Annotated in this window: 25 protein-coding genes, 1 pseudogene and 1 other annotated feature; of the genes and pseudogenes, 20 read left to right on the top strand and 6 right to left on the bottom strand. The window is 33.2% G+C overall.

Features of this window, described 5'->3' with window-relative positions; genetic code table 11:
• The first annotated feature begins 110 nt into the window (after window positions 1–110).
• From sleB to U860_RS0110595, 6 genes are all read left to right on the top strand, one after another.
• Window positions 111–890: a spore cortex-lytic enzyme gene (gene sleB, locus U860_RS0110620; protein WP_025148498.1), complete on the top strand. Its 780-nt coding sequence runs from the start codon at window positions 111–113 to the stop codon at window positions 888–890.
• A gap of 15 nt (window positions 891–905) precedes the next feature.
• Window positions 906–2,246, top strand: a complete 1,341-nt coding sequence (gene ypeB, locus U860_RS0110615; protein WP_025148497.1) for a germination protein YpeB — start codon at window positions 906–908, stop codon at window positions 2,244–2,246.
• 26 nt (window positions 2,247–2,272) lie between these two features.
• Complete coding sequence (locus U860_RS0110610; protein WP_025148496.1) at window positions 2,273–2,869, top strand: YhcN/YlaJ family sporulation lipoprotein; 597 nt, start codon at window positions 2,273–2,275, stop codon at window positions 2,867–2,869.
• 105 nt (window positions 2,870–2,974) lie between these two features.
• Window positions 2,975–3,331, top strand: a complete 357-nt coding sequence (locus U860_RS0110605) for a hypothetical protein (protein ID WP_025148495.1) — start codon at window positions 2,975–2,977, stop codon at window positions 3,329–3,331.
• Window positions 3,332–3,358: 27 nt separating this feature from the next.
• Window positions 3,359–3,856, top strand: a complete 498-nt coding sequence (locus U860_RS0110600) for a GNAT family N-acetyltransferase (protein ID WP_025148494.1) — start codon at window positions 3,359–3,361, stop codon at window positions 3,854–3,856.
• Window positions 3,857–4,014: 158 nt separating this feature from the next.
• Window positions 4,015–4,551, top strand: coding sequence for a DUF1697 domain-containing protein (locus tag U860_RS0110595; protein WP_025148493.1), 537 nt, complete (start codon window positions 4,015–4,017; stop codon window positions 4,549–4,551).
• A gap of 44 nt (window positions 4,552–4,595) precedes the next feature.
• Here U860_RS0110595 and U860_RS0110590 read toward each other — a convergent pair whose 3' ends face one another.
• Window positions 4,596–5,000, bottom strand: a complete 405-nt coding sequence (locus U860_RS0110590) for a hypothetical protein (RefSeq protein ID WP_025148492.1) — start codon at window positions 4,998–5,000, stop codon at window positions 4,596–4,598.
• A gap of 209 nt (window positions 5,001–5,209) precedes the next feature.
• Here U860_RS0110590 and U860_RS0110585 point away from each other — a divergent pair, with 209 nt between their 5' ends.
• Both U860_RS0110585 and U860_RS0110580 read left to right on the top strand, forming a co-directional pair.
• The gene (locus tag U860_RS0110585) at window positions 5,210–6,379 is read left to right on the top strand and encodes a ParM/StbA family protein (RefSeq protein ID WP_025148491.1); all 1,170 of its coding nucleotides are present in this window, start codon (window positions 5,210–5,212) and stop codon (window positions 6,377–6,379) included.
• A gap of 11 nt (window positions 6,380–6,390) precedes the next feature.
• Window positions 6,391–6,726 carry a hypothetical protein gene (locus U860_RS0110580; RefSeq protein WP_025148490.1) on the top strand — a complete coding sequence of 112 codons (336 nt, stop codon included), beginning with the start codon at window positions 6,391–6,393 and terminating at the stop codon, window positions 6,724–6,726.
• Window positions 6,727–6,848: 122 nt separating this feature from the next.
• Here U860_RS0110580 and U860_RS0110575 read toward each other — a convergent pair whose 3' ends face one another.
• Entirely contained in the window at window positions 6,849–7,691 is an 843-nt protein-coding gene (locus tag U860_RS0110575) for an alpha/beta hydrolase (protein ID WP_025148489.1), read from the bottom strand.
• A gap of 233 nt (window positions 7,692–7,924) precedes the next feature.
• On the opposite strand from U860_RS0110575, the pseudogene U860_RS0110570 reads away from it, so the two are divergent.
• Window positions 7,925–8,179, top strand: a pseudogene (locus U860_RS0110570) (alcohol dehydrogenase catalytic domain-containing protein); the annotation flags it as partial.
• Between the two features lie 14 nt (window positions 8,180–8,193).
• On the opposite strand, the gene U860_RS0110565 reads toward U860_RS0110570, so the two are convergent.
• Together U860_RS0110565 and U860_RS0110560 are read right to left on the bottom strand one after the other, a co-directional pair.
• Complete coding sequence (locus U860_RS0110565; RefSeq protein WP_025148487.1) at window positions 8,194–8,898, bottom strand: class I SAM-dependent methyltransferase; 705 nt, start codon at window positions 8,896–8,898, stop codon at window positions 8,194–8,196.
• A complete protein-coding gene (locus U860_RS0110560; RefSeq protein ID WP_025148486.1) occupies window positions 8,895–9,797 on the bottom strand; it encodes an SMP-30/gluconolactonase/LRE family protein in 903 nt (300 codons plus the stop codon). Before U860_RS0110560 ends, U860_RS0110565 begins: the two co-directional genes overlap by 4 nt.
• 153 nt (window positions 9,798–9,950) lie before the next feature.
• On the opposite strand from U860_RS0110560, the gene U860_RS33075 reads away from it, so the two are divergent.
• Together U860_RS33075 and lysS are read left to right on the top strand one after the other, a co-directional pair.
• Window positions 9,951–10,115: a DUF2197 domain-containing protein gene (locus U860_RS33075; RefSeq protein ID WP_115610305.1), complete on the top strand. Its 165-nt coding sequence runs from the start codon at window positions 9,951–9,953 to the stop codon at window positions 10,113–10,115.
• An 85-nt stretch (window positions 10,116–10,200) separates the two neighbouring features.
• Window positions 10,201–10,457: a binding site (T-box leader), on the top strand.
• Window positions 10,458–10,540: 83 nt separating this feature from the next.
• Entirely contained in the window at window positions 10,541–12,094 is a 1,554-nt protein-coding gene (lysS, locus tag U860_RS0110550; protein ID WP_025148485.1) for a lysine--tRNA ligase, read from the top strand.
• Window positions 12,095–12,157: 63 nt separating this feature from the next.
• Here lysS and U860_RS0110545 read toward each other — a convergent pair whose 3' ends face one another.
• Window positions 12,158–12,586, bottom strand: a complete 429-nt coding sequence (locus tag U860_RS0110545; protein ID WP_025148484.1) for a cell wall hydrolase — start codon at window positions 12,584–12,586, stop codon at window positions 12,158–12,160.
• Between the two features lie 159 nt (window positions 12,587–12,745).
• Here U860_RS0110545 and U860_RS0110540 point away from each other — a divergent pair, with 159 nt between their 5' ends.
• From U860_RS0110540 to U860_RS0110525, 4 genes are all read left to right on the top strand, one after another.
• Window positions 12,746–13,660 carry an acetamidase/formamidase family protein gene (locus U860_RS0110540; RefSeq protein WP_025148483.1) on the top strand — a complete coding sequence of 305 codons (915 nt, stop codon included), beginning with the start codon at window positions 12,746–12,748 and terminating at the stop codon, window positions 13,658–13,660.
• A gap of 126 nt (window positions 13,661–13,786) precedes the next feature.
• Window positions 13,787–14,494 (top strand): response regulator transcription factor, encoded by a 708-nt coding sequence (locus tag U860_RS0110535; RefSeq protein ID WP_025148482.1) that lies wholly within the window; start codon window positions 13,787–13,789, stop codon window positions 14,492–14,494.
• The gene (locus tag U860_RS0110530) at window positions 14,491–15,474 is read left to right on the top strand and encodes a sensor histidine kinase (RefSeq protein WP_025148481.1); all 984 of its coding nucleotides are present in this window, start codon (window positions 14,491–14,493) and stop codon (window positions 15,472–15,474) included. The genes U860_RS0110535 and U860_RS0110530 overlap by 4 nt, the downstream gene beginning before the upstream one ends.
• A 202-nt stretch (window positions 15,475–15,676) precedes the next feature.
• Complete coding sequence (locus U860_RS0110525) at window positions 15,677–16,558, top strand: LysR substrate-binding domain-containing protein (protein WP_025148480.1); 882 nt, start codon at window positions 15,677–15,679, stop codon at window positions 16,556–16,558.
• Window positions 16,559–16,686: 128 nt separating this feature from the next.
• On the opposite strand, the gene U860_RS0110520 is transcribed toward U860_RS0110525, so the two are convergent.
• Complete coding sequence (locus tag U860_RS0110520; RefSeq protein ID WP_025148479.1) at window positions 16,687–17,676, bottom strand: aldo/keto reductase family protein; 990 nt, start codon at window positions 17,674–17,676, stop codon at window positions 16,687–16,689.
• A 515-nt stretch (window positions 17,677–18,191) separates the two neighbouring features.
• Here U860_RS0110520 and abc-f point away from each other — a divergent pair.
• The 5 genes from abc-f (at window position 18,192) to U860_RS0110495 (ending at window position 24,359) form a co-directional block, all read left to right on the top strand.
• Complete coding sequence (abc-f, locus tag U860_RS0110515; protein WP_025148478.1) at window positions 18,192–19,820, top strand: ribosomal protection-like ABC-F family protein; 1,629 nt, start codon at window positions 18,192–18,194, stop codon at window positions 19,818–19,820.
• A 74-nt stretch (window positions 19,821–19,894) separates the two neighbouring features.
• Entirely contained in the window at window positions 19,895–20,488 is a 594-nt protein-coding gene (locus U860_RS0110510; protein ID WP_025148477.1) for a GNAT family N-acetyltransferase, read from the top strand.
• A 455-nt stretch (window positions 20,489–20,943) separates the two neighbouring features.
• Entirely contained in the window at window positions 20,944–21,714 is a 771-nt protein-coding gene (locus U860_RS0110505; RefSeq protein WP_025148476.1) for an ABC transporter ATP-binding protein, read from the top strand.
• Window positions 21,689–23,620 carry an ABC transporter permease gene (locus tag U860_RS0110500; RefSeq protein ID WP_025148475.1) on the top strand — a complete coding sequence of 644 codons (1,932 nt, stop codon included), beginning with the start codon at window positions 21,689–21,691 and terminating at the stop codon, window positions 23,618–23,620. Before U860_RS0110505 ends, U860_RS0110500 begins: the two co-directional genes overlap by 26 nt.
• A 67-nt stretch (window positions 23,621–23,687) precedes the next feature.
• Window positions 23,688–24,359 (top strand): lipoprotein BA_5634 family protein, encoded by a 672-nt coding sequence (locus tag U860_RS0110495; RefSeq protein WP_025148474.1) that lies wholly within the window; start codon window positions 23,688–23,690, stop codon window positions 24,357–24,359.
• Window positions 24,360–24,379 lie beyond the last annotated feature (20 nt).

The raw sequence follows: 24,379 nt of genomic DNA, 5'->3' as shown, positions 1-24,379 counted from the left end.
CATATTTCTTTAAGCATATAAGTTTGGCTTTTTTTGTCTTCTTTACATAAAAGCGATTGTTTTACAAAACATAACCATGAAATCATTTCCGTAATTAAGGAGGGAAATACATGCGTCAAAAAGCTGTTTTTAAGATAGCGATTTTGCTGGTCTTTATCGGGCTATCTGTAATGGTAAGTAGTATACAAATGAAAAATGTAGAAGCTTTTTCTAATCAAGTGATTCAAAGAGGAGCATCTGGAGAAGACGTCATTGAACTGCAAACTCGTTTGAAATATAACGGATTTTATACAGGAAAAGTAGATGGTGTTTTCGGATGGGGTACATATTGGGCACTTCGGAATTTTCAAGAAAAATTCGGATTGCCAGTTGATGGTTTAGCGGGTGCTAAAACGAAGCAAATGCTTGTAAAGGCAACGAAGTATGATAAGTCTACTGCTAATAAAGGTACTACAACTAATAAAGGGAATAGCGGTGGAGGTACACAAGAAAATAAGCCACCAAAAAGTACAGGGACAAATGTTCCAAACGGTTATTCTCAAAATGATATACAGCTAATGGCAAACGCTGTATACGGAGAATCACGTGGAGAACCGTATTTAGGACAAGTAGCAGTAGCTGCGGTTATTTTAAATCGCGTCACAAGTGCATCATTCCCAAATACTGTTTCAGGAGTAATCTTTGAACCGAGAGCCTTTACAGCAGTAGCAGATGGACAAATCTATTTAACACCAAATGAAACAGCGAAAAAAGCTGTATTAGATGCGATAAATGGGTGGGATCCAACTGGGAATGCACTATATTATTTCAATCCAGATACTGCGACAAGTAAATGGATTTGGAGTCGTCCACAAATTAAAAAAATTGGTAAACATATTTTCTGTAAATAGAGCGGAGGTGGAAACATGTTACGAGGTATTATCATTGTATTGTTAACAGTAGGTGTAGTCGGAACAGGATATTGGGGCTATAAAGAGCATCAAGAGAAAAATGCAGTATTAATTAGAGCGGAAAACAGTTATCAGCGTGCATTTCATGATTTGGCATACGAAGTTGATTTATTACACGATAAAATTGGAACAACTCTTGCGATGAATTCACGTTCATCATTGTCGCCAGCTTTAGCAGATGTATGGCGTTTAACATCAGAGGCTCGTTCTGATGTAGGGCAATTACCTTTAACATTAATGCCATTTAATAAAACGGAAGAATTTTTAGCTAATATCGGTGATTTTAGCTACCGTGCAGCGATTCGTGATTTAGAAAAAGAGCCGTTAAATGATCAAGAGTATAAAACATTGCAAACTTTATATTCAAATGCAGGCAATATACAAGATGAACTAAGAAAAGTGCAACATCTTGTTTTGAAAAACAATCTGCGCTGGATGGATGTAGAAATGGCTCTTGCGTCAAATCGAGATCCAGCAGATAACACAATTATCGATGGATTAAAGACGGTAGAAAAGAATGTAACATCATATTCGTCTACTAATTTCGGACCGACTTTTACAAGTGCACAAAAGAAAAAAAAGGGCGGATTTGAAGCAGAAGGGAAAGCAATTTCGAAAGAAGAAGCTGAAAAAATTGCTAGATCATTTTTAAATTTAAAAGGTAATGAAAAAGTAGAAGTTGAGAAAAGCGGAAAAGGTGCAAAAGAATCATTTTATAGTGTAAAGATTCAAGACCCAGCGACAAATAATGAGTTTTATATGGATATTACCGAGAAAGGTGGATATCCAATTTGGGTAATGAATAACCGAGAAATTAAAGAACAAAAAATTAGTTTAAATGATGCTGGAAGTAAAGGGTTAACATTTTTAAAGGATCACAAATTTACAAATATGGAGCTATTTGATAGTTCTCAATATGATAATATCGGTGTGTTTACGTACGTTGTAAATGAAAACGGAGTGCGTATTTATCCAGAAGCAATTCAAATGAAAATTGCTTTAGATGATGGATCGATTGTTGGGTTTTCAGCGAAGGAATATTTAGCATCACATCAAAAACGAACAATACCAAGCGCGAAGCTAACTGCTGCTGAGGCAAGAAAGAAAATTAATCCAGATGTAAAAGTAATGGAAGAGCGAAAAGCTTTAGTAGTAAATGACTTGCATAATGAAGTACTTTGCTATGAATTTGTTGGTACTTTAGGGAAAGATACGTACCAAATTTTCATTAACGCAAATAGCGGTGCAGAGGAAAAAGTGAAGAAGATGCAAGCTGTTGAAAAAATTTATGATTAAACATTTATGATAAAGTGGTGAAAATAATGAAAATCCTTATATATATGTTAATGCTTTGCTTCGTTATTACTGGCTGTAGCATTGGAAAAAAAGATAACCCTAATGAAAAGCCAGAACAAAAAAATGTCTCGATGAAAAATGTTAATTATACAAACAAATCAAATAAACCGAATGAAAAAGCAGCTGATCATTTAGCATCATTAGCTGCAAGTATACCTGGTGTAAACGATGCGACAGCGGTAGTAGTTGGTAAGTATGCAGTTGTAGGTATTGATGTGAAGGCGAAACTTGATCGAACTCGTGTTGAGTCAATTAAGTATTCTGTTGCAGAAAGTTTGAAGAATGACCCAAATGGTGCTAATGCCGTCGTTGTAGCAGATGTTGATACGTATGAACGATTAAAACAAATAGGTAAGCAAATTAAAAAAGGTAAAACTGGTCAAGGTATACTTGATGAATTAGCAGCAATTGTTGGCCGAGTAATGCCACAAGTTCCAAACGATCTAATTGAAAATAGAGAAACGAATCCGATTAAAGATAACGATAAACAATTACCAAAAAATGAAGAACAAGAACTAAAAAAAGAACAAGAAGATCAATCAAATAATCATTTGAAAAAATAGTAAAAATCCCGTACTACACTGTACGGGATTTTCTTTATAAAATTAAATATTCAGTTTATTTTACAGGGAAAATATGGTTTAATAATGAGGGGAGGGACAACCGTTATGATGAAAAAAAGCACACTCATATTTTGTAGTTTATGCATAGGATTTAGTATGACAGCGTGTGAACAGAAGAAAGAAGTGAAGAAGAAAACTGCTACTTCTTCTACTATAATGGAAAATATAAAGAAAGAGTCCATTAATATAAATCATTTTTCAAATATTAATGAAGGAATGACTTATTTAGAAGTGAAAGAATTAATCGGTTTTGAAGGGGAGTTACTCATAGAAGAAGGGGAAGAAGATTCTACACAAATTAAACAAATTTTTGCTTGGAAAGGTAGCGATCCAAAATCATTTGTTGAGATTACATTTTTGGATGGAAAGGTTCATTCTAAAACACAGCAAGGTTTAAGTTAATACCTTGAAGGAATGGGAGAGTTAAGCATGAACATACAGACTGGGGAAATACAATTGGTACCATATAAGGAGCAGTATAAAGAGAACATACAAGCATTTACTTTACCAAGTGAACAAGTTCAATTCACATCGAATCCAGGAGAATTACTGGAGAAAGTAAAAAATGATCGTACTAAAAATGTAGTTGTTATTTTAGACTATAACGGAGTACCTGTCGGTGTATTCGCATTACAAACAGGTGATAGAGTACAGGAATTCACAGATAATAATGATGCCATACTTTTAACTTCTTTTTCTATTGATCACAATAAACAAAGAAAAGGATATGCTAAAAAATCATTGGCTTTATTACAAGACTTTGTAAAATATTATTATCCAATTAAAAATGAAGTTATACTTGCTGTAAATAAAAAGAATATTCCAGCGCAAAAGTTATATGAAAAAGTTGGGTTTCAAGATAAAGGGTATAGAAGAATGGGACCGATTGGACAACAATTAATTTTACATTTACCGATAACCAAATAATTTAAAAAGCTTACCCTTGAAAAATCATGCAGTAAGCTTTTTTGTTTGAGATATTGTCCATGCATGATATGTTAGAAGAATTAAAGCCAGTAGCCGAGAAATATGAAGGTGCAAAACAAACCGGTTGTTATGCACTTAAATACGTGAGGGGGAATCATATGACAATTTATATTGCACTACTACGGGGAATTAATGTAGGTGGACATAAAGTAATTAAAATGGCAGATTTAAAAAAAATGTTTGAATCAATAGGGCTAAAACAAGTGAAAACATATATTCAAAGTGGGAATGTAGTGTTTGAATCAGTGGAAGATATAAGTTTTTTAAACGAACGTATTGAAAGTGAAATTAAGAACGTTTTTGATTTCGATGTTCCAGTCATGTTAAGAACAAATGATGAATTAATTAATATTATTAAAAAGTGTCCTTACGAAACCAATTCACTGTTAGAAGGTGAAAGTGTACATGTGGCCTTTTTAGCTAATCCACTTTCTGAAGAAGATAGTAAGCAGTTACTTATGTATAAAAGTGAAATAGAAGAATTCCAAATCGAAGGAAGAGTAGTGTATTTATTATTTAAGAAAAGCATACGGAATTCTAAATTAATGAATCAATTTCAAAGATTTCATACGCCAGCTACAGTAAGGAACTGGCGTACTGTGAATAAGTTAAAAGCAATAGCTGAGGAGATGTAAATATAAAAAGATGAGGTTTTCTTTATTTAGAAAACCTCATCTTTTTATTTATATTGTTTTGCGATAATGAGTTCAACGATAGGATAAATAAAGAATGAAGAGCAAAGTGCGATAAAAAGAGGAAGGTTTCTAACCCCATCTAAATTAGCACCCATAGAAAACCCTTCCGAGAAGAGTAATATAAGGAACATTACAACTACAAGAACAAAATACGCAATTTTAAAGCTTTTATATGTAATTTGTTGGCCCATCTCATCTTGACTTTCTTCTGATACTCCGTTTGGATCTCCCCATGTAATATGATTAATTAAATTACTAAGTATTAAAGAAGCAGCGAAAATCGTCCCGCCTAAAATTGAACCTTCAGTTATGTATTTGTATGTGCCATGTACAAGTATTGCAATTAACGCTAAAACAATGATTATAAAAATAGTTTTTTTAGTATTCAATAAATGATTGCACCTCCACGATTGTAAAAAACTCTTTACAACTATAGTATAAAATTGGGAAACTTTCATGTCAAACACTTTTTACATACGATATGTAAGTATATAATATTTTGTTTTTATGATAAACAAAAAATTACATTACATTTGAATGTAAAAGAATAGGCTCGCATATATTTGGAAGGGATGTCAGATTAAATTAGGGGGTAGTTATGTCTATTCTTTTAAAAGCTGGTGCAGATGCAGGAAATAACGGTTTGAAGTTAATGGTGAAAGGGCAGGACCCTATTTTTATTCCGAGTATTTATTCTTTATATATAGGTGAGCCTACAGGATTGTTAGATGAGGGAGATGTTTCATTAACCGAATTAGAGAATCATATTGATGTGACCATTAGTTCTCCATCGCTAATGCTAAATAACGTACGGTACATCGTTGGAGAAAAAGTGATTCAAGATCAATTAAAAGGTACTGAGGTCGAGAAGAAATCAAATAAATCGACTGATGAATTAATGGTTATTACAATCCTTTCGGGTTTAGCTATAAGCGCTATACGTCAAAGTCCAACTTCAAGTCATATTAATATTCGTTATGATTTATCTGTTGCTCTTCCTATGCAACTAATTACACAAGAAATTGCTGCTGAAAATGCGAAACGTTATATGGGAAATCATAAGGTTGTTTTCCATTATCCGAACGGCCGCGATGTTACAATTAATGTTTCTATTGAGTTCTGTAAGTGCCTACCTGAAGGCGCGTCTGGAACGTGGGGCATTGTATACGATGAAGAAGGAAATGTAGTGAAACATAAAATCGAATGTGAACAAAATAAAGTGTCTGAAATTGATTTTGTAGATAAAACATTATTATCATTTGATATTGGCGCGGGGACGACAGAAGAGGTTGTTTCGTTAGGTGTAAACTTTAGACCGCAATTAAGTAAGGGATTATCATACGGCGTAAAAGAAACCTTACTACAAATCATTACGAGATGGAATAGGAAGTACCCTACGAAAACGATAGATAGTATTACAGAATTTAATCAAATTTATTTGAGTGAAAAACACCCAAGAAATGCATTGTTAGTTGAGGAATCGCAACCAGCACTTTTAGGTTTAGCAGCACGTGTCGCAACAGATATTATTAACAAAATTGATGATATGAAAGACGATCCATATGTATTTATTTATGGTGGGGGCGCAGTTATTATTAAAAATAGCTTGAAAATGATTTTAAAACAAAAAGGACGCTTGACAAATGTAATTTTTGTAGATAACCCGTTATTTACAAATGCACGTGGGTTATTAGTATATACATGTTCGCCAAAGTATAGAGAGCATAAGCAAAAAGAGTTAGGATTTACAAACTTAACGATAAGTTAGTTGGTGGAAGTATGCGATCTAGGCGATATAAACGTGGTGATCGAGTGAAAATTAATATTAATAAATCAGTATCGCCTGAAATGCTTGCTTGGCTTAATAAACAGTCCAATCCAACTAATTTCTTTTTCTTTGCAGCCCAGCAATTATATAAGCAGGTAGGAGATATTGATGTGTCAAAAACTTTGACTAACAGCTATGTTTTTTCTTTGTATGCTGATCCTTCTCCGCTATTAAAAGTTGAAGTGAATCCTTTTAAAAATATACCAGTTGATAACAATAAATCTACTGAAAGTATAAAAAAAAAATCGTGGGAATCTGTTGATCAATTAGATTGCCCATTCTTTTAAACATAGAAAATCATAGGTAGAGCCCATCACTATACATACGGATGCAGTGATGGGTTTTTGTTTTTATTGCATAAAAAAGTGACGCAATGTAATTTGCGTCACTTTTAATAGGTGTTTTTATTCTATAGTTTAGAATGTGCTTTAATAATTTCATCCCAGTCATCAGAATGAATCTCATGTCCTGCACCTTCAAGGGTTAATAGTTTTGAATTCGGAATTTCATTAATAAGTGCGAGACCATGTTCAAATGGTAGTGCGGTATCGTCTGTACCGTGAATTACTAATGTAGGTACTTGTATCAATTGAATTACACCTTCATACGAATCATCACCTTTAAGAAGAGCATGATTAAACATACTTAATAAATTATTAGCTCGCTCTATTTCTTGTTTTACTTGTTTATAAACCCTTTGTTTATCAAATAGACGTTTTGATCCGCAGAGTAGACGAGAGCCTGAAACTAAGTATTCTGCGACATCATTTTGATTTGTCCAGTCTATATTTACGCTATTAGCATGATGTGTTAAAATTCTTTCGTCCATTGGAGGTAAATCGCGAGTGTTATTATCAGATCCAATAACACTCGTCGCTAATAGGGTTAATGTTAAAATTCTGTCAGGATGTTTTACTACAGCGATTTGAGCAATCATACCTCCTAATGACATGCCCAAAAGGTGTGCCTTGTCAATATGATACGCATCGAGTACCCCAATGGCATCTTCAGCCATGTCTGCTACAGTGTAATTGGAAGTCCCAGGCTCATATGTAAAAGAGCGCCCAACATCACGGTTATCATAACGAATGACAAATCTTCCTGTACTAGCCAACCGTTCACAAAATTCTTCATCCCAATAAACCATTGAGCATGTAGCCCCCATAATTAATAAAATTGCTGGGTCATTAGGGTTACCAAAGCTTTCTGTACATATATCAATACCATTTATTTTGAAAATTTTCTCGCTCATAGTTTTCTCTCCATTTCATTTGAAGTAAATTAACAAATAAAGAAAATATAACTTGGGGAGTTTCTTAACCGTAAAATAGAGTGTATTAAAGTAAGGTGAATGTTTTATATTCATCTTACTTAATTAGTAGAGTGGCATAAATATCACCTCCAAACATATTTATTGTCATTTAAGTCGTGAAATTCCGAAAAATAATTGTAACTTATTAAAATAGACAGTAGGGAGGAGAGAAAATGAAAGCAATTGTTATTAATCAATATGGAAGTGTAGCAGGATTACAAGAAATCCAAGTTCCAAAACCAGTGGTTAAAAGTAATGAAGTGTTAATACGTATCTATGCAACATCTGTCAATCCTGTTGATTGGAAAATAAGAAAAGGAGATTTACAGGAAAAGTTGCAATTTTCATTTCCGATTACTTTAGGGTTAGATGTAGCTGGAGTAATTGAAGACATTGGAGAAGGGGTGGATGATTTCGAAATAGGGGATAACACTCGTATATACTACATGTTTTGAGTGACATAAGTAATCGCATTCGTATTTAATTGAATGTGTTTTCCGTTACGTACGATATCGTATGCTAATTTTTTTATTTCAACTGTTACTTCTTGCCATTCAATATATATCTTTTTTAGTACATGCAACATTTCTTCAGTCGTTAGGTTAATTTCAATTAACGCATCTAGTTCTTCTCCTGTTTCTAAGTCTACTTCCCGAATGTTAGAGTTGACAATTAAACAAATAATACCGCCACTCTTTGTTCCGTTTTTTATAGCATGAAGTACTTTTTTAAAATCTTCTTCAGATTTGACATGCTCTATACTTGATGCTGCAACGATGTAGTCATAACTATTAGGGGGAATATAGTAATTTTCGATTGCTGATTGCTCCGTTTTTATTACTTCAAATACACCATATTCTTTACTATAAACTTGTAACTTCGTTAAAGCCGAATCAAGTAAATCAACACAAGTAACAGTGCCGCCAGTATTCATGATTTTTTGTGCAATTGGAATACTGTTTCTACCAACACCAGAGCCAAGGTCAAGTACTTGCAGGTAGTTCTGTCCTTCAAAATAATCCATGAAATCCAAAACTGTTTTAACAGGTTTATAAAGCCATGATCCTGCTTCGAATAATTTGTATTGTTCATAGCAAAAATCATGATACTTTTTCTCTTCTTGTCTTATGTAATCGATTCTGGTCATAGTGTTTCGACTCCAATGTTTTCACAGCGAAATGAATATGTTGGACAACCTTTAACGTTCGTTTGAATTCGAAATATACCACCAGCATGTGGGTACTGTTTTAATTCCTTATCCGTCATTCTTGTTCTGGCTGTTGTTATATACAAATCGGTTAAATTAGATCCTCCAAATGTACACGATGTTACATATAACGCAGGGATCGGAATGCTTAATATTTGTTCTCCAGTCAAGGGATTCCATCTAGTAATTTTCGAACCTCCCCAATGCGCAATCCATAAACAACCTTCTTCGTCAATTGTCATACCATCGGGTAGACCGTCATTTTCAGGGAAGGTGATAACATCTGTTGGATTGCTAATTACACCAGTGTGTATGTCATAATGATAACGAACTACTTTTTTAGTAGGTGTATCAATAAAATAAAGGTATGCATAGTCAGGGGACCATGCTAGTCCGTTTGAAGTATTTACATGCGAAATTTTTTTCTCTACGCTGTAATTATTATTCAAACAATACAAGGAACCGGCCCCACTTATACCATATAAGTCAGTAGTACCTGCCCAAAAACGACCAGCTGGGTCGCATTTCCCGTCATTAAAACGATTTTTTAATAAATTTGGTTCGGGATCATAAATATGTGTAAGCTTTTCTGTATTTAGATTAAGAGAATAAAAGCCTCTTTCCATAGCTAAAAGTACTACACTATCTAAATATGGAACAACACAACCAATTTGCTGGTCGAGAATTATCACTCTGTTCGTATTATTAGCAGGATTATAAAGGCATAACTTCTTCTCGATAATATCAACCCAATATAATATTTGTTTCTTCTCATTCCAGCAAGGCCCTTCACCTAAACAAGCCTTAGCATCTACGACTAATTCAATACTTCTGTGCACTATGTTTCACCTCAATTTATTAAAGATACATATAAAGTTCGATAAAAATGGAGGTAAACCTTTTGTTAGATTGGAATAAAGATGTACTATGAAAAAAGAAGACCTTCTCAAGTAACTTGAAAATAGCATATAACTGTGGGGAGAAATAGACATATGATGTTTTATGAGATCTGTTGTTTTTCTTGTAAAAATGTATTTCGAGTATATGAGGGAAGTGAAAAGTATAAGCGATTTAAAGAGAAACCGAAAGGGGCATATTGTTGTGATGAATGTAGTCATAAAATTCAACTTGAAGCAATAAAATATTTTTTTAGATAAGGGAAAATATGTGTTATCAATTTTTGTTCAGAAAAATTTGACAAAACATATGTTATAAATTATCATATGAAAAAAACTTATATATAAATTGGCGTTGAAGAGAAGAGTAGTTAAGAAAGAATACATACAGAGAGCTTCGGTAGCTGAGAAGGAGCGGTAAACATCTTAATGAAAAAAGACTTGGAGCTGCGCAAGGAACTAATTTATTTAGGGATAGTGCGACGGGTTCTCCCGTTATAGAGATAGGGTATAAGCATGTTTTGCCGTACCTGAAGAGGTTAATATGGTGACGTATTAACAAACTGAGGTGGTATCGCGAAGCTAATAACTCTCGTCCTCAAGATGAATAATCTTGGAGGTGGGAGTTTTTTTATTGCATAAAAATGAAAATGTGAAAACAAAAATACAATTGAGGTGAGTAACATATGCATTGGGCGTATGAAATAGCACATGAATTAATTAGAAAACATCCAAACAAAGAAACTTTTGTTTGTGCATCTGGAATTAGTCCATCTGGTTCGGTTCATATTGGGAACTTTCGTGAAATAGTAACGACTTATTTCGTTGTTAGGGCGCTTCAAGATTTAGGGAAAAAGACTCGTTTTATATTTTCATGGGATGATTACGACAGGTTCAGAAAAGTCCCAAAAAATATTGATCCATCTTTTGCAAGGTATATTGGTTTGCCATACTGTGATATTCCAGATCCGTATGGGGGTCATAACTCATATGCAGAGCATTTTGAAAAAGAATTTGAGAAATCGCTCCAAGCATTTGGGATTGAAGTGGAATTCATTTATCAACACGCTGAGTATAGAAGGGGAAGGTATAACGGAAACATATTAGAGTCTTTGTATAAAAGAAAAGAAATATATGATATTTTAATGGATTTTAAAACAGGCGTACACCGCGAGGAAGATAGAGAAAACTTTTATCCAGTTACGTTATATTGCGAGAGATGTGGGAAAGATGCAACAATTATTATACATTTTGATGAAGTATTAAAAACAGTTAGGTATGAATGTGAATGTGGAAATCAAAATGAATTATCAGTATTAAATACAAATAAAATGAAACTGAATTGGAAAATCGATTGGCCAATGAGATGGATGATAGAGGATGTTATTTTCGAACCGGGTGGAAGAGACCATTCATCGGAAACGGGTAGTTATAATGTATCCAAAGAAATTGCAAGGAAAGTATTCAATCGTGAGGCTCCTCATTACGTTGCTTATGATTTCATTGGAATTAAAGGTAATCATGAAAAAATGTCCAGTTCTTCAGGGAATAGTATTACACCTAACGACTTATTAAAAGTGTATTTGCCAGAAGTGATTCTTTTTATGTTTGCAAAATATAAGCCAGGCGCAGCTTTTCATATCGGACTGGATGAAGATGTGATTCGAAATTATACAGAGTATGAACGATTGAAGGACAGTTATGAAAATAAAACACTCAAAAATGAAGATTTATTTGATGCAATTAAACTTTCTAGAGTAAATAGTCGATTTAAAGGATATCCAAAGTTTAATCAAGTAGCAGGAACTTTACCGTTATTAAATTTTGATTCAACTATTTTACAAGGTATATTAGAAAAGATAGATAGGAGTTATGCATTACCTGAAATGATTGCGATATGTAATCGTGCAGAGTATTGGATAAGAAACTTTCAATCTGAAAAATTGATTACGGTAAATCAAGAGAAAAATACAGAGTTTTATAATACATTAGAAGATAGGCAGAAAAAATGGGTAGTAGAAGTTTGTGAAGTACTTCGTTCTAATAACGATCATTCTAACCTAATGGAACAATTGTATCCGATTTGTCATCATGAAAATAAAAAAATAATGAAAGAAAATCAAAAACAATTGTTTATTATTATATATATGCTCATTATGAATCAATCAAGTGGCCCGCGTATACCACTACTTATACATGTTGTCGGAGTTGAAAAATTTGTCTCATTATTAGATTTCTAGAGTCAGATACAAAAACAACGCAAGTACTTATAAAAATAAGTACTTGCGTTGCTAAATATATCTCTACCTTGAATACATTTTTGGACATTCATCCCCATTCGGTTCATAAAAACAATGGCTTTTAAATTGCCCTGCAAACGGCTGATTATACCACTGAGGCGGGCAAGCTCCGACTGGACGGAAATACCAAAGAGCCCATCTTGCTGGCCAGCGCCATTCACCTTGTAAAACTCGTCTTGCGATTTCTTTTTCTGATTCACGAGCACGTTGATAAAAGTATCCGTATTGAACCGCTTCAAATCCGCCAGGGCTTTGATACACAGCATCGCGTACTGTACGGATCTGTTTAAAATCTAAGCAATCACAAAATACACGGTTTACTACAACACATCCAACAAGTTGTTCTCCTTGTCGACCTTCGCCTTCAGCTTCAGCGCGTATTAAACGTGCAAGTAATTCAACGTCACTTTCGTTGTATGGAATAAGGGGCATAGTGATACAACCTTTCTTTACCTGTTATAGTAAAGAGTGTATGTTTCAAAATGAGCTAAGTGCTTTTTTCTTTAAAATTACTACTAATTTTAAAAAGGGGCTTATACGGTTAAAAGCTAATTATTATATAGAAGATAAAAATGAAAAAGGAGAGGTACTATGCATCGAATTCATAAAGACCATATCATTTACGCAATGTCTCCACATAATGAGCCATGTATGGAAGTAGAGCCTGGGAGCAGGATTATATTTGAAACGTACGACTGCTTTGAAAATCAAATTGATTTTGAAGATGTTGTGTTTCAAGAACTAGATTGGAATCGAATTAATCCAGCGACTGGACCTGTATATATTAAAGACGCAGAACCTGGAGATATATTAGTCGTAACGATTGAAAAGATTAAAATTGCAGAGCAGGGTGTTTTAACTACAGGTGTGAACCTTGGTGTAATGGGTGATGAGCTAAATGAAAATACAGTGAAAATTGTCCCAATACATAATGAACATGTTGTATTTTCAAATGAACTACAAATTCCAATTAATCCAATGATTGGTGTAATTGGTACCGCACCGAAAGAAGAGAGTATTTCATGTGGTACTCCACATGATCACGGCGGGAATATGGATTGTAAAGAGATAAAAGAAGGAACAACATTATTATTACCTGTAAATGTTCCAGGTGCTCTTTTAGCATTAGGTGATTTACACGCTGCAATGGGTGATGGTGAAATTGGTGTTAGTGGGGTGGAAGTTGCCGGTGAGGTAACTGTAACAGTTCAAACTATAAAAGGAAAGAAATGGCCACTACCAATGGCTATCCAAAAAGAAAAAATAATGACGATTGCTTCAGAGAAATTGTTAGATGATGCAGCTAGTCGCGCCGTACATAATATGGTGACATTTTTACATGAAGAATTAGAAATGCCTAAAGCTGATGCAACTCTTTTATTATCAGCAGCAGGTAATTTAAAAGTTTGCCAAGTTGTGGATCCGTTGAAAACGGCGCGGATGGAACTAGGGATGGATTATGTGAAGAAACTGGGATTTACTTTGATTGAATTTCATATTAAATAAGAAAAAATAGAAAAAGGATACTTTGGTATAAAAGCATCCTTTTTTAATTTACGGATTTAATGAAAAGAGATAGTATTTATTTTGTATAATTGTATATGAGATTGTGGATCGAAAAGGAGTTAAAAAATGGTTAAAATTATGATTGTAGAAGATGATATGAAAATTGCGGAGCTATTATCAACTTATGTTGCGAAATACGGTTACCAAGGAATTATTGTATCGGATTTTCAAAATGTGTTAGACACATTTTTAGAAGAACAACCAGAGTTAGTTTTATTAGATATTAATTTACCAAGTTTTGATGGGTACTATTGGTGTCGTCAAATTCGTGCGGTTTCTACATGTCCGATATTATTTATTTCGGCCCGCGAAGGTACTATGGATCAAGTTATGGCGTTAGAAAATGGTGGCGATGATTTTATTCCGAAGCCATTCCACTATGAAGTTGTAATGGCGAAAATCCGCAGTCATTTAAGGCGTGCTTATGGAGATTATGCACCGAAACTAGAAGAACGAATGGTTGAGCAACAAGGTCTTTGTTTATATCCCGAAAGACTTGTATTAAAACTTAGAAACCAAGAGATTGATATAACGAGAAACGAAGCCATTTTATTAGAAATGTTAATGAAAAATTATCCGCGCGTTGTGAGTAGAGAAGTGTTACTTAATAAATTATGGGATAGTGAATCCTATGTTGATGATAATACATTAAGTGTAAATACAACACGTGTACGTAAAAAGTTAAAAACGTTACATATTGAAGGAGCGATTGAAACAATTCGCAGTGTTGGATATAGACTGCATATTACTTGGGGAAATGGTATGGAAAAATGATAAGACTGTTTATACGTGATCATATACCACTTATATGTTTTACTGTTTTCCAACTCCTAGCCATATTCCTTGTATATTGGTTTGATGGGCATAATCATATTACAACGGCATTATATGCAATGTTCTTAGGTGCTTTTTTTATGGTAAGTTATTTATTATTTCGTTATTTTACACATCGATCTTTTTATGAACGGTTAGCAAATCCAATGCAATCTTTGGATGAATCTGTTCAAAAATCTGATTTTGCAGTTTTATCAACTGCTCTCCAAGATCTGCTCGAGGTGCAATATCGCCATTATCAAAATCAGCTGCAATTACAAGAGAGAAAAAATAATGATCATTTAACCTTTATGAATCAGTGGATTCATCAAATGAAAACACCTTTATCCGTAATAGAATTAATTACACAGGATGAAGTGGATTCGCGTTTTGAAAGTATTAATGAGGAAACAGATAGATTGAAAAAGGGGTTAGAGATGGCTCTGTATGTCGCACGTTTAGAAGCATTTACACAAGATTTTTATGTTGAAAGAGTACAATTACATAAAATAGTGAATGATTCTGTACATGAACATAAACGCTTCTTTATCCGGAATTTTGTATATCCAGAGCTTGAAATTGATAAGGGTATTATTGTAGAAAGTGATGCGAAATGGTTACAATTTTTAATTGGACAAATTATATCGAATGCAATTAAATATTCATCAGGTAGTAGAGAAAAGATTATAGTAAAAGCATGTAAGGAAGGGAATATAGTTGTACTTGAAATTATCGATAGTGGCGTAGGGATACCGAAGCAAGACTTACCAAGAGTATTTAAACCTTTCTTTACAGGAGAAAACGGTAGAGATTTTAAAGAATCAACTGGAATGGGACTATATCTTGTATATGAAATTACAAAACAATTAGGACATAGTGTAGAGATACATTCAAAAGTTGGTAAAGGTACCGTTGTACGAATTAAATTTTGTAATGTGTAAAAAGTCATACAGGCTAAAGAACTTTTGAGATAAGTTTTTTAGCCTTGTTTTGTACCCTTGATAAAATTCCGGAATAAAAGATTATTTACATAAGTGAAGCAAAACGATCTTGTTAAAAATAAAAAAAATACTAGATACATTAATGCTTTTTAGTATTAAAAGAGAATCCTTTTTTACTAGTTAATGAAAGAGGTGTATTGAAATGGATATTCGGAAAATGAGATATTTCATAACGGTGGCAGAAGAATTAAACTTTAGTCGTGCAGCAGAGCGGCTTAGGATGGCTCAACCACCTTTAAGTCAAGAAATTCGTAAATTAGAAGAAGAATTAGGAGTTCAACTTTTTCATCGAACAAAAAGAATGGTTGAACTTACCAGTGCGGGGGAAATATTTTTAGAAGGTGCACGGCAAACGTTGCTTCAAGTAGATAGAATCATTAAAGAAACACAGCTTGCGGATGAAGGGAAGATAGGACATTTAATAATTGGTTTTGTCGATTCTACAGAAACTGTTATAAATATATTAAAAAAATTTCGAGAACGTTTTCCTAAAATACAGCTCATATTACGCGAGATGACAACAGACCAACAAATAAAAGCACTCTATGAAAAACAAATTCATATTGGATTTATTCGTTCCAAGCAGAACAATGAAATATTAGCTTCCGAAGTTTGTTCTGAGGAATGTTTAAAATTGGTTTTGCATCAAGATCACCCTTTGGTTTCGTTACCTAACATTTCAATCAAATCATTAGTTGATGAACCATTTATTTTATTTCCCCGTCATTTTGGTACAAACTTTTATGATTTAATTATTAGTTACTTTTGGGAACATGGAGTAAGTTTAAATATTGTTCAAGAAGCGATTCAAATGCAAACGATTGTGAATTTAGTTGTTGCAGGAATAGGGATTTCTGTCGTTCCATCATCGGTGGAAAGTTATAAAAAATCGGGAGTCATGTATAAAGAAATTCAAGAAAACACACCGGAAATAAATTTATATGTTGGATGGAGACAAGATGAACAGTCTGTAGTGTTAGAGCACTTCTTAACAGTTGTTAGAGAGGTTTATACGACTTCATAATTTGAGTTTAAAGAGAAAAAGCCCATCTTGATGGGATGGGCAGTGGGAATTTTGAAAGGGAAACTTTTATATTAAATTGGGACTACAAAGTTATTTTTATGTTTTTCATTAAGTATATTACTGATGTTTCAGCCTGTTTTGCTTGGATCGTACTCAATGAAATCTTTTAGTACACTATCAATCTGATCCATAATTTCAGGTTGCAATTTAACACCAGCAGCTACTGCATTTTCTCTTATTTGCTCCGGATTTGAAGCGCCGATAATCGCGGAGGAAACAGCTGGATTTTGTAGTACCCATGCAACTGCGAGTTGAGGTAGGGTAAGATTATTTTCTTGCGCGATGGGATTGAGTTTCTGGATAGCAGTGAGTACATCATCACTCATCCAACGTTGCACGAGTTTGTGGAAAAATGGTTTACCAGCATCTGAATTAGCACGTGATTGAGTGGGGATTGGTTTACCAGGTTGATATTTTCCAGTGAGAATCCCTTGTGCGAGGGGAGACCATACAACTTGACCAAGTCCCTCAAGTTGACATGTTGGTATCACATCAGTTTCGATAACTCGCCACAATATCGAGTATTGAGGTTGGCTAGCAATGAGTGGAATTTTCAATTCTCGTGCAAGTGCTGAACCGCGGGTGATTTGTTCTGATGTCCATTCACTTACACCAATATAAAGAACTTTTCCTTGTCTTACAAGATCTGAGAAAGCTAACATCGTTTCTTCAAGAGGAGTTGTTGTATCAAATCTATGTGCATAATAGACATCGATGTAGTCTGTTTGTAATCGACGTAAAGATGCATTACAATTTTCTAAAATATGCTTTCGTGATAAGCCTCTATCATTTTTTCCAGCCCCAGTCGGATGGCACACTTTTGTACATAGTTCTATACTCTCTCGACGTATACCTTGCAAAGATCGGCCAAGGACTTCCTCAGCTATAGTGTCCGAATAAACATCAGCAGTATCGAACGTTGTAATACCGACATCTAGTGCGGTTTTCACACAATCATTTGCAGTATCCTCATCTACTTTTCCACCATGGTTTATCCAATTCCCATATGCAATCTTGCTTACAGTTAATCCACTGTATCCTAGTTTACTAAATTCCATTGTAGAATCCCCCCTTAAAAATGATATCTTTATTATAAGAACTGAAATTTAATATGTATAATATATGATTAATGATAAATTTATATAAAAATTATATAAGAGGGAGTGCTTAGAAGTTTACTGGTAGGGAAATATAAAGCCAGTATTACAACAAATGTTGTTTGTGCTTAATCGATATGAAGTGTAGAAATGATAAATAGACCTAAAAAAAGTGATCTTTATAACAGCACATATAATTGCATTTACTCATACAGTACTATTATGGTACAATATGGTTATTAAAGACGGAAAGGAATGATGGGTGGACGATGATTAACTAATCTTATTTTTAAATGTTGAAATTCAATAAATTTCAATTTATAAAAAATAGGATTAGTCTGCCCAGTTTCCATACAACGGTATTGCTATTTATTACGCGTAATAGCTTATTTGGGTATAAATAATGTAACGACTAATCCTGCCAAATTAATTTGGGAGGATTTTTTTGTTCTCCCTTAATGAAAGGGATCGGTAATATGAAAGAATTATTAAAATTAAATGATGTTTATGTTGAAATAATGGAAAATACTTTATTAGAAAAAATGAATGTTACAGTAAAACAAGGGGAAGTTATCGGATTAATTGGTAAAAATGGTGCTGGTAAATCAACTTTACTTCAATTAATAAATGGGAAGATTGAGCCATCAAAAGGCACTGTTGAATGGCAGCAAATGAATATGACAACAGCATATGTTGAACAAGAAAAAGAATCTTTTATTAGTAATGATGTGATTGCAAAAGAAGCAGAACTTCTTGCAAAATGGGGCGTTCCAACGAACGATTTTATTACGTTAAGTGGTGGTGAAAAACTGAAAGTTCGACTAGCAAAAGGTTTTGCCGAAAATCCTAATGTCTTAATATTAGACGAACCGACAAATCATTTAGATGAGATGAGTACGGAATTTCTCATTAAACAAATAAAAAATATGAAAGGTACAGTTATTGTAGTATCACATGATCGATATTTTTTAGATGTTGTCGCAACAAAAATATGGTCAATTGAGGATAAGAAATTAATTGAACATAGCGGTAATTATACGAGTTATATGAAAGCGCGTGAGCAAAAACGAATGACGCAGCAGCGTGAATATGAAAAACAACAAAAAAAGATAGAACAAGTAGAAACTCATATAAAAGAATTAAGTTCATGGTCACAAAAGGCACATGCACAGTCTACAAAACAAGAAGGAGTTAAAGAATTTTATCGTGTGAAAGCGAAGCGAATGGATGCACAAGTTAAGTCAAAACGAAAACGTCTCGAAAAAGAGCTTGAGAAAACGAAAATAGAACGTGTTAAAGAAGAGTATTCAGTTGAGTTCTCTATTCAAGCGAATAAAAAAGTAGGAAAACGCTTCTTAGAAGTGAAACAATTGCGGAAAAAATTTAATAGACGAACATTATTTGAAAACGTTAATTTTACAATCCAGCACGGTGAGAAGGTTGCGATTATTGGACCAAACGGTAGCGGGAAAACAACATTACTGAAGATGATTATGGGAACGGAAACTGCTCAAGGAGAGATATGGATTTCACCATCAGCAAATATTGGTTATTTAACACAAGAAGTATTTGATTTACCACTGGATAAAACACCAGAAGATTTATTTTATAAAGAGACATTTGAAGAAAGAGGAAAAGTCCAAAATTTAATGAAACATTTAGGGTTCCAAGCATCTCAATGGAAAGAGCCGATTCAGCATATGAGTATGGGTGAGCGAGTAAAATGTAAGCTAATGGCTTATATTTTAGATGAAAAAGATGTACTTATTTTAGATGAACCGACAAATCATCTAGACTTACCTTCAAGAGAACAGCTTGAAAATACATTGGCTGAGTATAATGGAACACTAGTTATCGTTTCTCACGATCGATATTTTTTGGAGAAAACAACTAACACGAAACTCGTGTTTTCAAACAATACGATACAAAAGCAGCTAGAAGAACCTACTAAAACAAGAGATGATATTGAAGAGCTACGTTTAACGTTAGAAACAGAGAGACAAGAAGTATTAGGTAAATTAAGCTTTTTAACTTCTAACGACAAAGGATATAAAGAACTTGACGAACGATTTAAAGAACTTACGAAGCAGATAAAGGCACTTTAATGTGATTATGGGTACCTTCTAGCTAGGAGGTATCTATAATTACTGAATAACAAATTTGATTAAGGGGGATTAACATGGGAGAAGAAAGTTCGACTAAGTTATTTAGACTAGATTGTGGTGATATTTACTTACGAGAATTTTCCATTGAAGATGCGGAGAGTATTTATAAAATTTCGAATCAACTGGAAATAGAAAAGTTTTTGCCAGACTGGAAATCAACGAAAGAACAAAGGGTTGATTGGGTTACAAATTATGAAATACCTTCTAATAAAGCATTTCTAATGGCAGCTAAAAATCATTCGAATATAGATGGACACTTTTTGAAACTAGGAGTATTTATTAAGGATACTCATGAGTTTATTGGATGGTGCTGTACAGGTATTAAAGAAGAACTACCTTCACCGAATAGGGAAATTATGTACGCCATTTCAAGCGAGTATCAAAATAATGGGTACGCTACTAAAGCGACTAAGGGATTGATTGACTATTTGTTTGAAAATATAAATGTAGATGTCCTTAACGCAGTTGCTTTAATTAACAACGTACCATCAAATAAAGTTATTGAAAAGTGTGGATTTAATTATCTGAATCAACAGACGATAGAAAACCAACTATATAATCATTATATATTGAGTAAATCAGAGTGGATAAAAAATAGTGCTCTTTAAAAGGAGCTATAACGGAATGAAATCATTACCAAAAAAGCTTAGAGCTTAAAACTCTGAGCTTTTTTACGTACTATTTACTTTTTTGGTTTTACTTGCGAATTATAAGTTGTTATTCATCGTTTTGAAGTTGTATAGTTATTCTTTATAATATCTTGCATGTTGCTAATAAAGAATACTAGGAATACAGCAGCTATTAATGATGATAAACATCTCTTAATCCCACTTCAGGTTTACAAGGTGTCCCAGAGACCAGAAATAAGTAGCACTGTATTTTATGCTGCTATGCAAATATTATAAGATAGATATACATCAGTTATAGTTTGAAAATAGATTTGTTATCAGTTTTTTTAGAAATCTTACAAGCGTGTAAGATAAATGAAAGATGAATCAATATGAGCTATAAGACAATTCATTTACACTTTATAGTGAGTAGTGCAAATGAAGGGAGAATATAAATGGAAATTTTACATGCAAAAAGTATTAGTAAAGTATATAAAGGGAAAATACCTTTTAAAGCATTGGTAGATATCGATTTATCAATTCAAGAAGGTGAATTTGTAGGGATTATGGGGCCATCAGGAAGTGGGAAAACAACGTTATTAAATATGGTATCTACTATCGATTCTCCAACATCGGGAGAAATATTAATAAATGGTACAAATCCTTTCCAGTTGACATCAGACAATTTAGCTTTATTCCGTAGGAAACAGTTGGGATTTGTTTTTCAATCATTTAATCTACTTAGCACACTTACAGTAAAGGAAAATATCGTATTGCCGATGACATTAGATGGTGTTTCTTTACAAGAAATGAACAAACGAGTGGAAGAAATTGCAGAGAAATTAAATATTACAGATATATTGAGTAAAAGAACTTTTGAAATATCAGGGGGACAAGCTCAAAGAACAGCAATCGCTCGCGCTATCGTTCATAAGCCGCAATTATTACTTGCAGATGAGCCAACAGGGAATTTGGATTCTAAATCTTCAAATGATGTAATGGAGATGCTAGATACTCTTAATAAGGAAGAAAAGGCAACGATGATGTTAGTTACACATGATCCGTATGCAGCGAGTTTTTGCAGCAGAGTTATATTTATTAAAGATGGTCAACTATATAACGAAATTTATTGTGGTGAAAGTAGGCAAACTTTTTATCAAAAGATTATGGATGTCCTTTCTTTGTTAGGAGGGAAAAGGCATGACTTTTCGTCAGTTCGCATTTAATAATATTTTTCGTAATAAGCGTACATATGCTGCTCATTTTTTAAGTAGTGCATTTTCTATTATGATTTTCTTTACGTACGCCCTTTTATTATTTCATCCAGATTTACAAGGTGAGTTAAAATCGACAAGTGAAACAATAAGTGCATTCGGTACTTTGGGATTTAGAATTTCACAAGGTTTGATATTTGTATTTTCATTTTTCTTTATTCTATATTCAGTTAGTTCATTTTTAAAAACACGTAAGAAAGAATTTGGCATTTTAATGATGCAAGGTATGTCAATGAGACAACTTAAGAAATTATTATTGATTGAAAATATGTTAATTGGATTTGGATCAATTTGTTTCGGAATTATTATTGGTCTCATATTTTCTAAATTAGTTTTATTGATAAGTGCAAGTGTATTAATGATTAATAATGGCTTACCTTTCTATATGCCGATACAAGCGGTACTATTAACTGTCATCACGTTTTTTGTTTTATTTTTAATTGTTTCGCTAGTTACTTTTAAAATGATAAAAGTAACAGAACTTGCGGAACTCATTCAAGCAGAAGAAAAACCGAAGCCTGAACCGAAATCTTCAATTTTATTATCGCTACTATCTTTAGTTAGTATAGGGTGTGGATATATTTCAGTATTTCGTTTTATCTCAAGTCACAGTTTTATTATGCTTGGAATTGGTGTACTCCTTGTAATTATAGGAACGTACTTTTTATATACACAGTGTAGCGTTTATATATTATATCTTGCGAAAAGGAGTGAATCTTTCTTTTTAAAGAGAACAAATATATTAACATTTTCAGAATTGATTTACCGTATGAAAGATAATGCAACCATGTTTTTTATAGTATCTGTTATTTCAGCAGTTGCATTTACAGCAATTGGTACAACATCTGCTCTTGGAAATAAAGATTTGGTAAGGATGACCAATCCGTATACATTTCTGTATACAGGTCCTGAAAAAGATAAAATAGCGGATAAACATCTTTCTATTATAAAAAAACATCTTGCTGATGCTAATATTCCGTATCGAATGGCTTCATCTTCAAATAAATATACAGAAAGTAACGTAAATGTAATTAAGTTAAGTGAATATAACGAACTAGCGAGAGCACTAGGGTATCAACAAGAAACGATTGAAAAAGAAGATGAAATTTTATTAATCCCTGGAGTCGTATCACAAAAACAAGAATTTAAAAATGGTGACTATAAAAAGAATATTGAAGTCATTCAAGGAGATTGGACAAAGATATTTCAAGTGAAAAAAGCTGTGGAAAATTTAGTTTTACCACATGATTCTAGTAGTATTTTTATTGCTGTTCAAGATCATGTGTATGATGTAATTCCTCTTACTAGTGACCCGGATAATAAAGATATTCAATATCGTACTTACGGATTTGTTGTAGATGATTGGATGAAAACGAAGGAGATTTCAAATCAATTAAATAGTATATTCGATAAAGATACTAGAGAAGTACATTTTGAATTTCGGGCTTTAACATTAGAGTTGCTAGGTGCGAAGCAAACGAATGGATTATTACTTATGGCAAGTATTTTAGTCGGCATCGTCTTCTTCACATTCGCCGCTAGTTTTATCTATTTCCGATTATATACTGATTTGGACCGCGATCAACAGCAATATAAAATGATTTCGAAAATGGGATTAAGTAAACGAGAATTAAAAAAAGTTGTAACGAGACAGTTATTATTAATGTTCTTCTTACCGATTGTCGTTGCAGTGATTCATACTGTAGTTGCTTATACGGCATTACAACAATTAGTCGATTTTTCTATTTTAAATAGCTCTATCGTTATTTTAATTTCATTTATATGTATACAAGTTTTATATTTCTTTATAACCCGTTGGCGTTACCTACAAAAGCTTTATAAAACTATGGAGCAATAGAGTATATCAGCTAGTAAGATTACACAAAAGTATATAAAAAATGAATTGAATGATGAAAGGAACCGTGATGAAAAGGACTTTAACGATTTTTATGTTAACTATAATAATTTTAATAAGCTTTAGTGCATGCTCAAAAAATGAAACCACCTTTCCTGCAAACGGTGTATTAATAATTGGAGAGGATAATAAAATTTCACCAATTATTAATCGTTATCAGGAAATTACGAAAGAAAATGAAGCGTTTTCTGTGAAAACAGGTACATATGGAAAAGGACAGGTGTTAATTTTAAATGAATCTACAGCACAAGCATTGATTAAAACAAAGATTTTTCGTAAACGAGATAATGGATCTAATTTTAAACCAATAGATACGTTACCAAATTTCCCAAAAGAAGGTTCGCTACTGTTTACACATAAAGACGAAAAAACTTTGAAAAGTATTGAATTAGAAGGAAAAGAGATTCCTGTTAAATACGATAGTGACGCTTGGATAGGAAACGAGCGTGATTATCCAACGCAATGGTATGTGATTGTAGCAAAAAATAGTGTATATAAAGAAATAAAGGCAAATGAAACGAAAATGCAACTTCTCCATCTAAACAAATCTTTAGGTGATGAAAAACCTAAAATGTCGACAGATAATACATTGATTAATGAATATGTAAAAGTAAGAAAGCAAATTAAAGATTTTGATGGAAAAGTATCAGTTCAGTTTGTAACGATTGGAGAAAAATCTTAAAAAAGAGTTCAAGATTGATA

This window comes from Bacillus sp. H1a, assembly GCF_000633475.1.
GTDB classification, from domain to species: Bacteria; Bacillota; Bacilli; order Bacillales; family Bacillaceae_G; genus Bacillus_A; species Bacillus_A paramycoides.
Note: the sequence above shows the minus strand (reverse complement) of the source record. Positions and strands in the feature narration are given on the sequence as shown.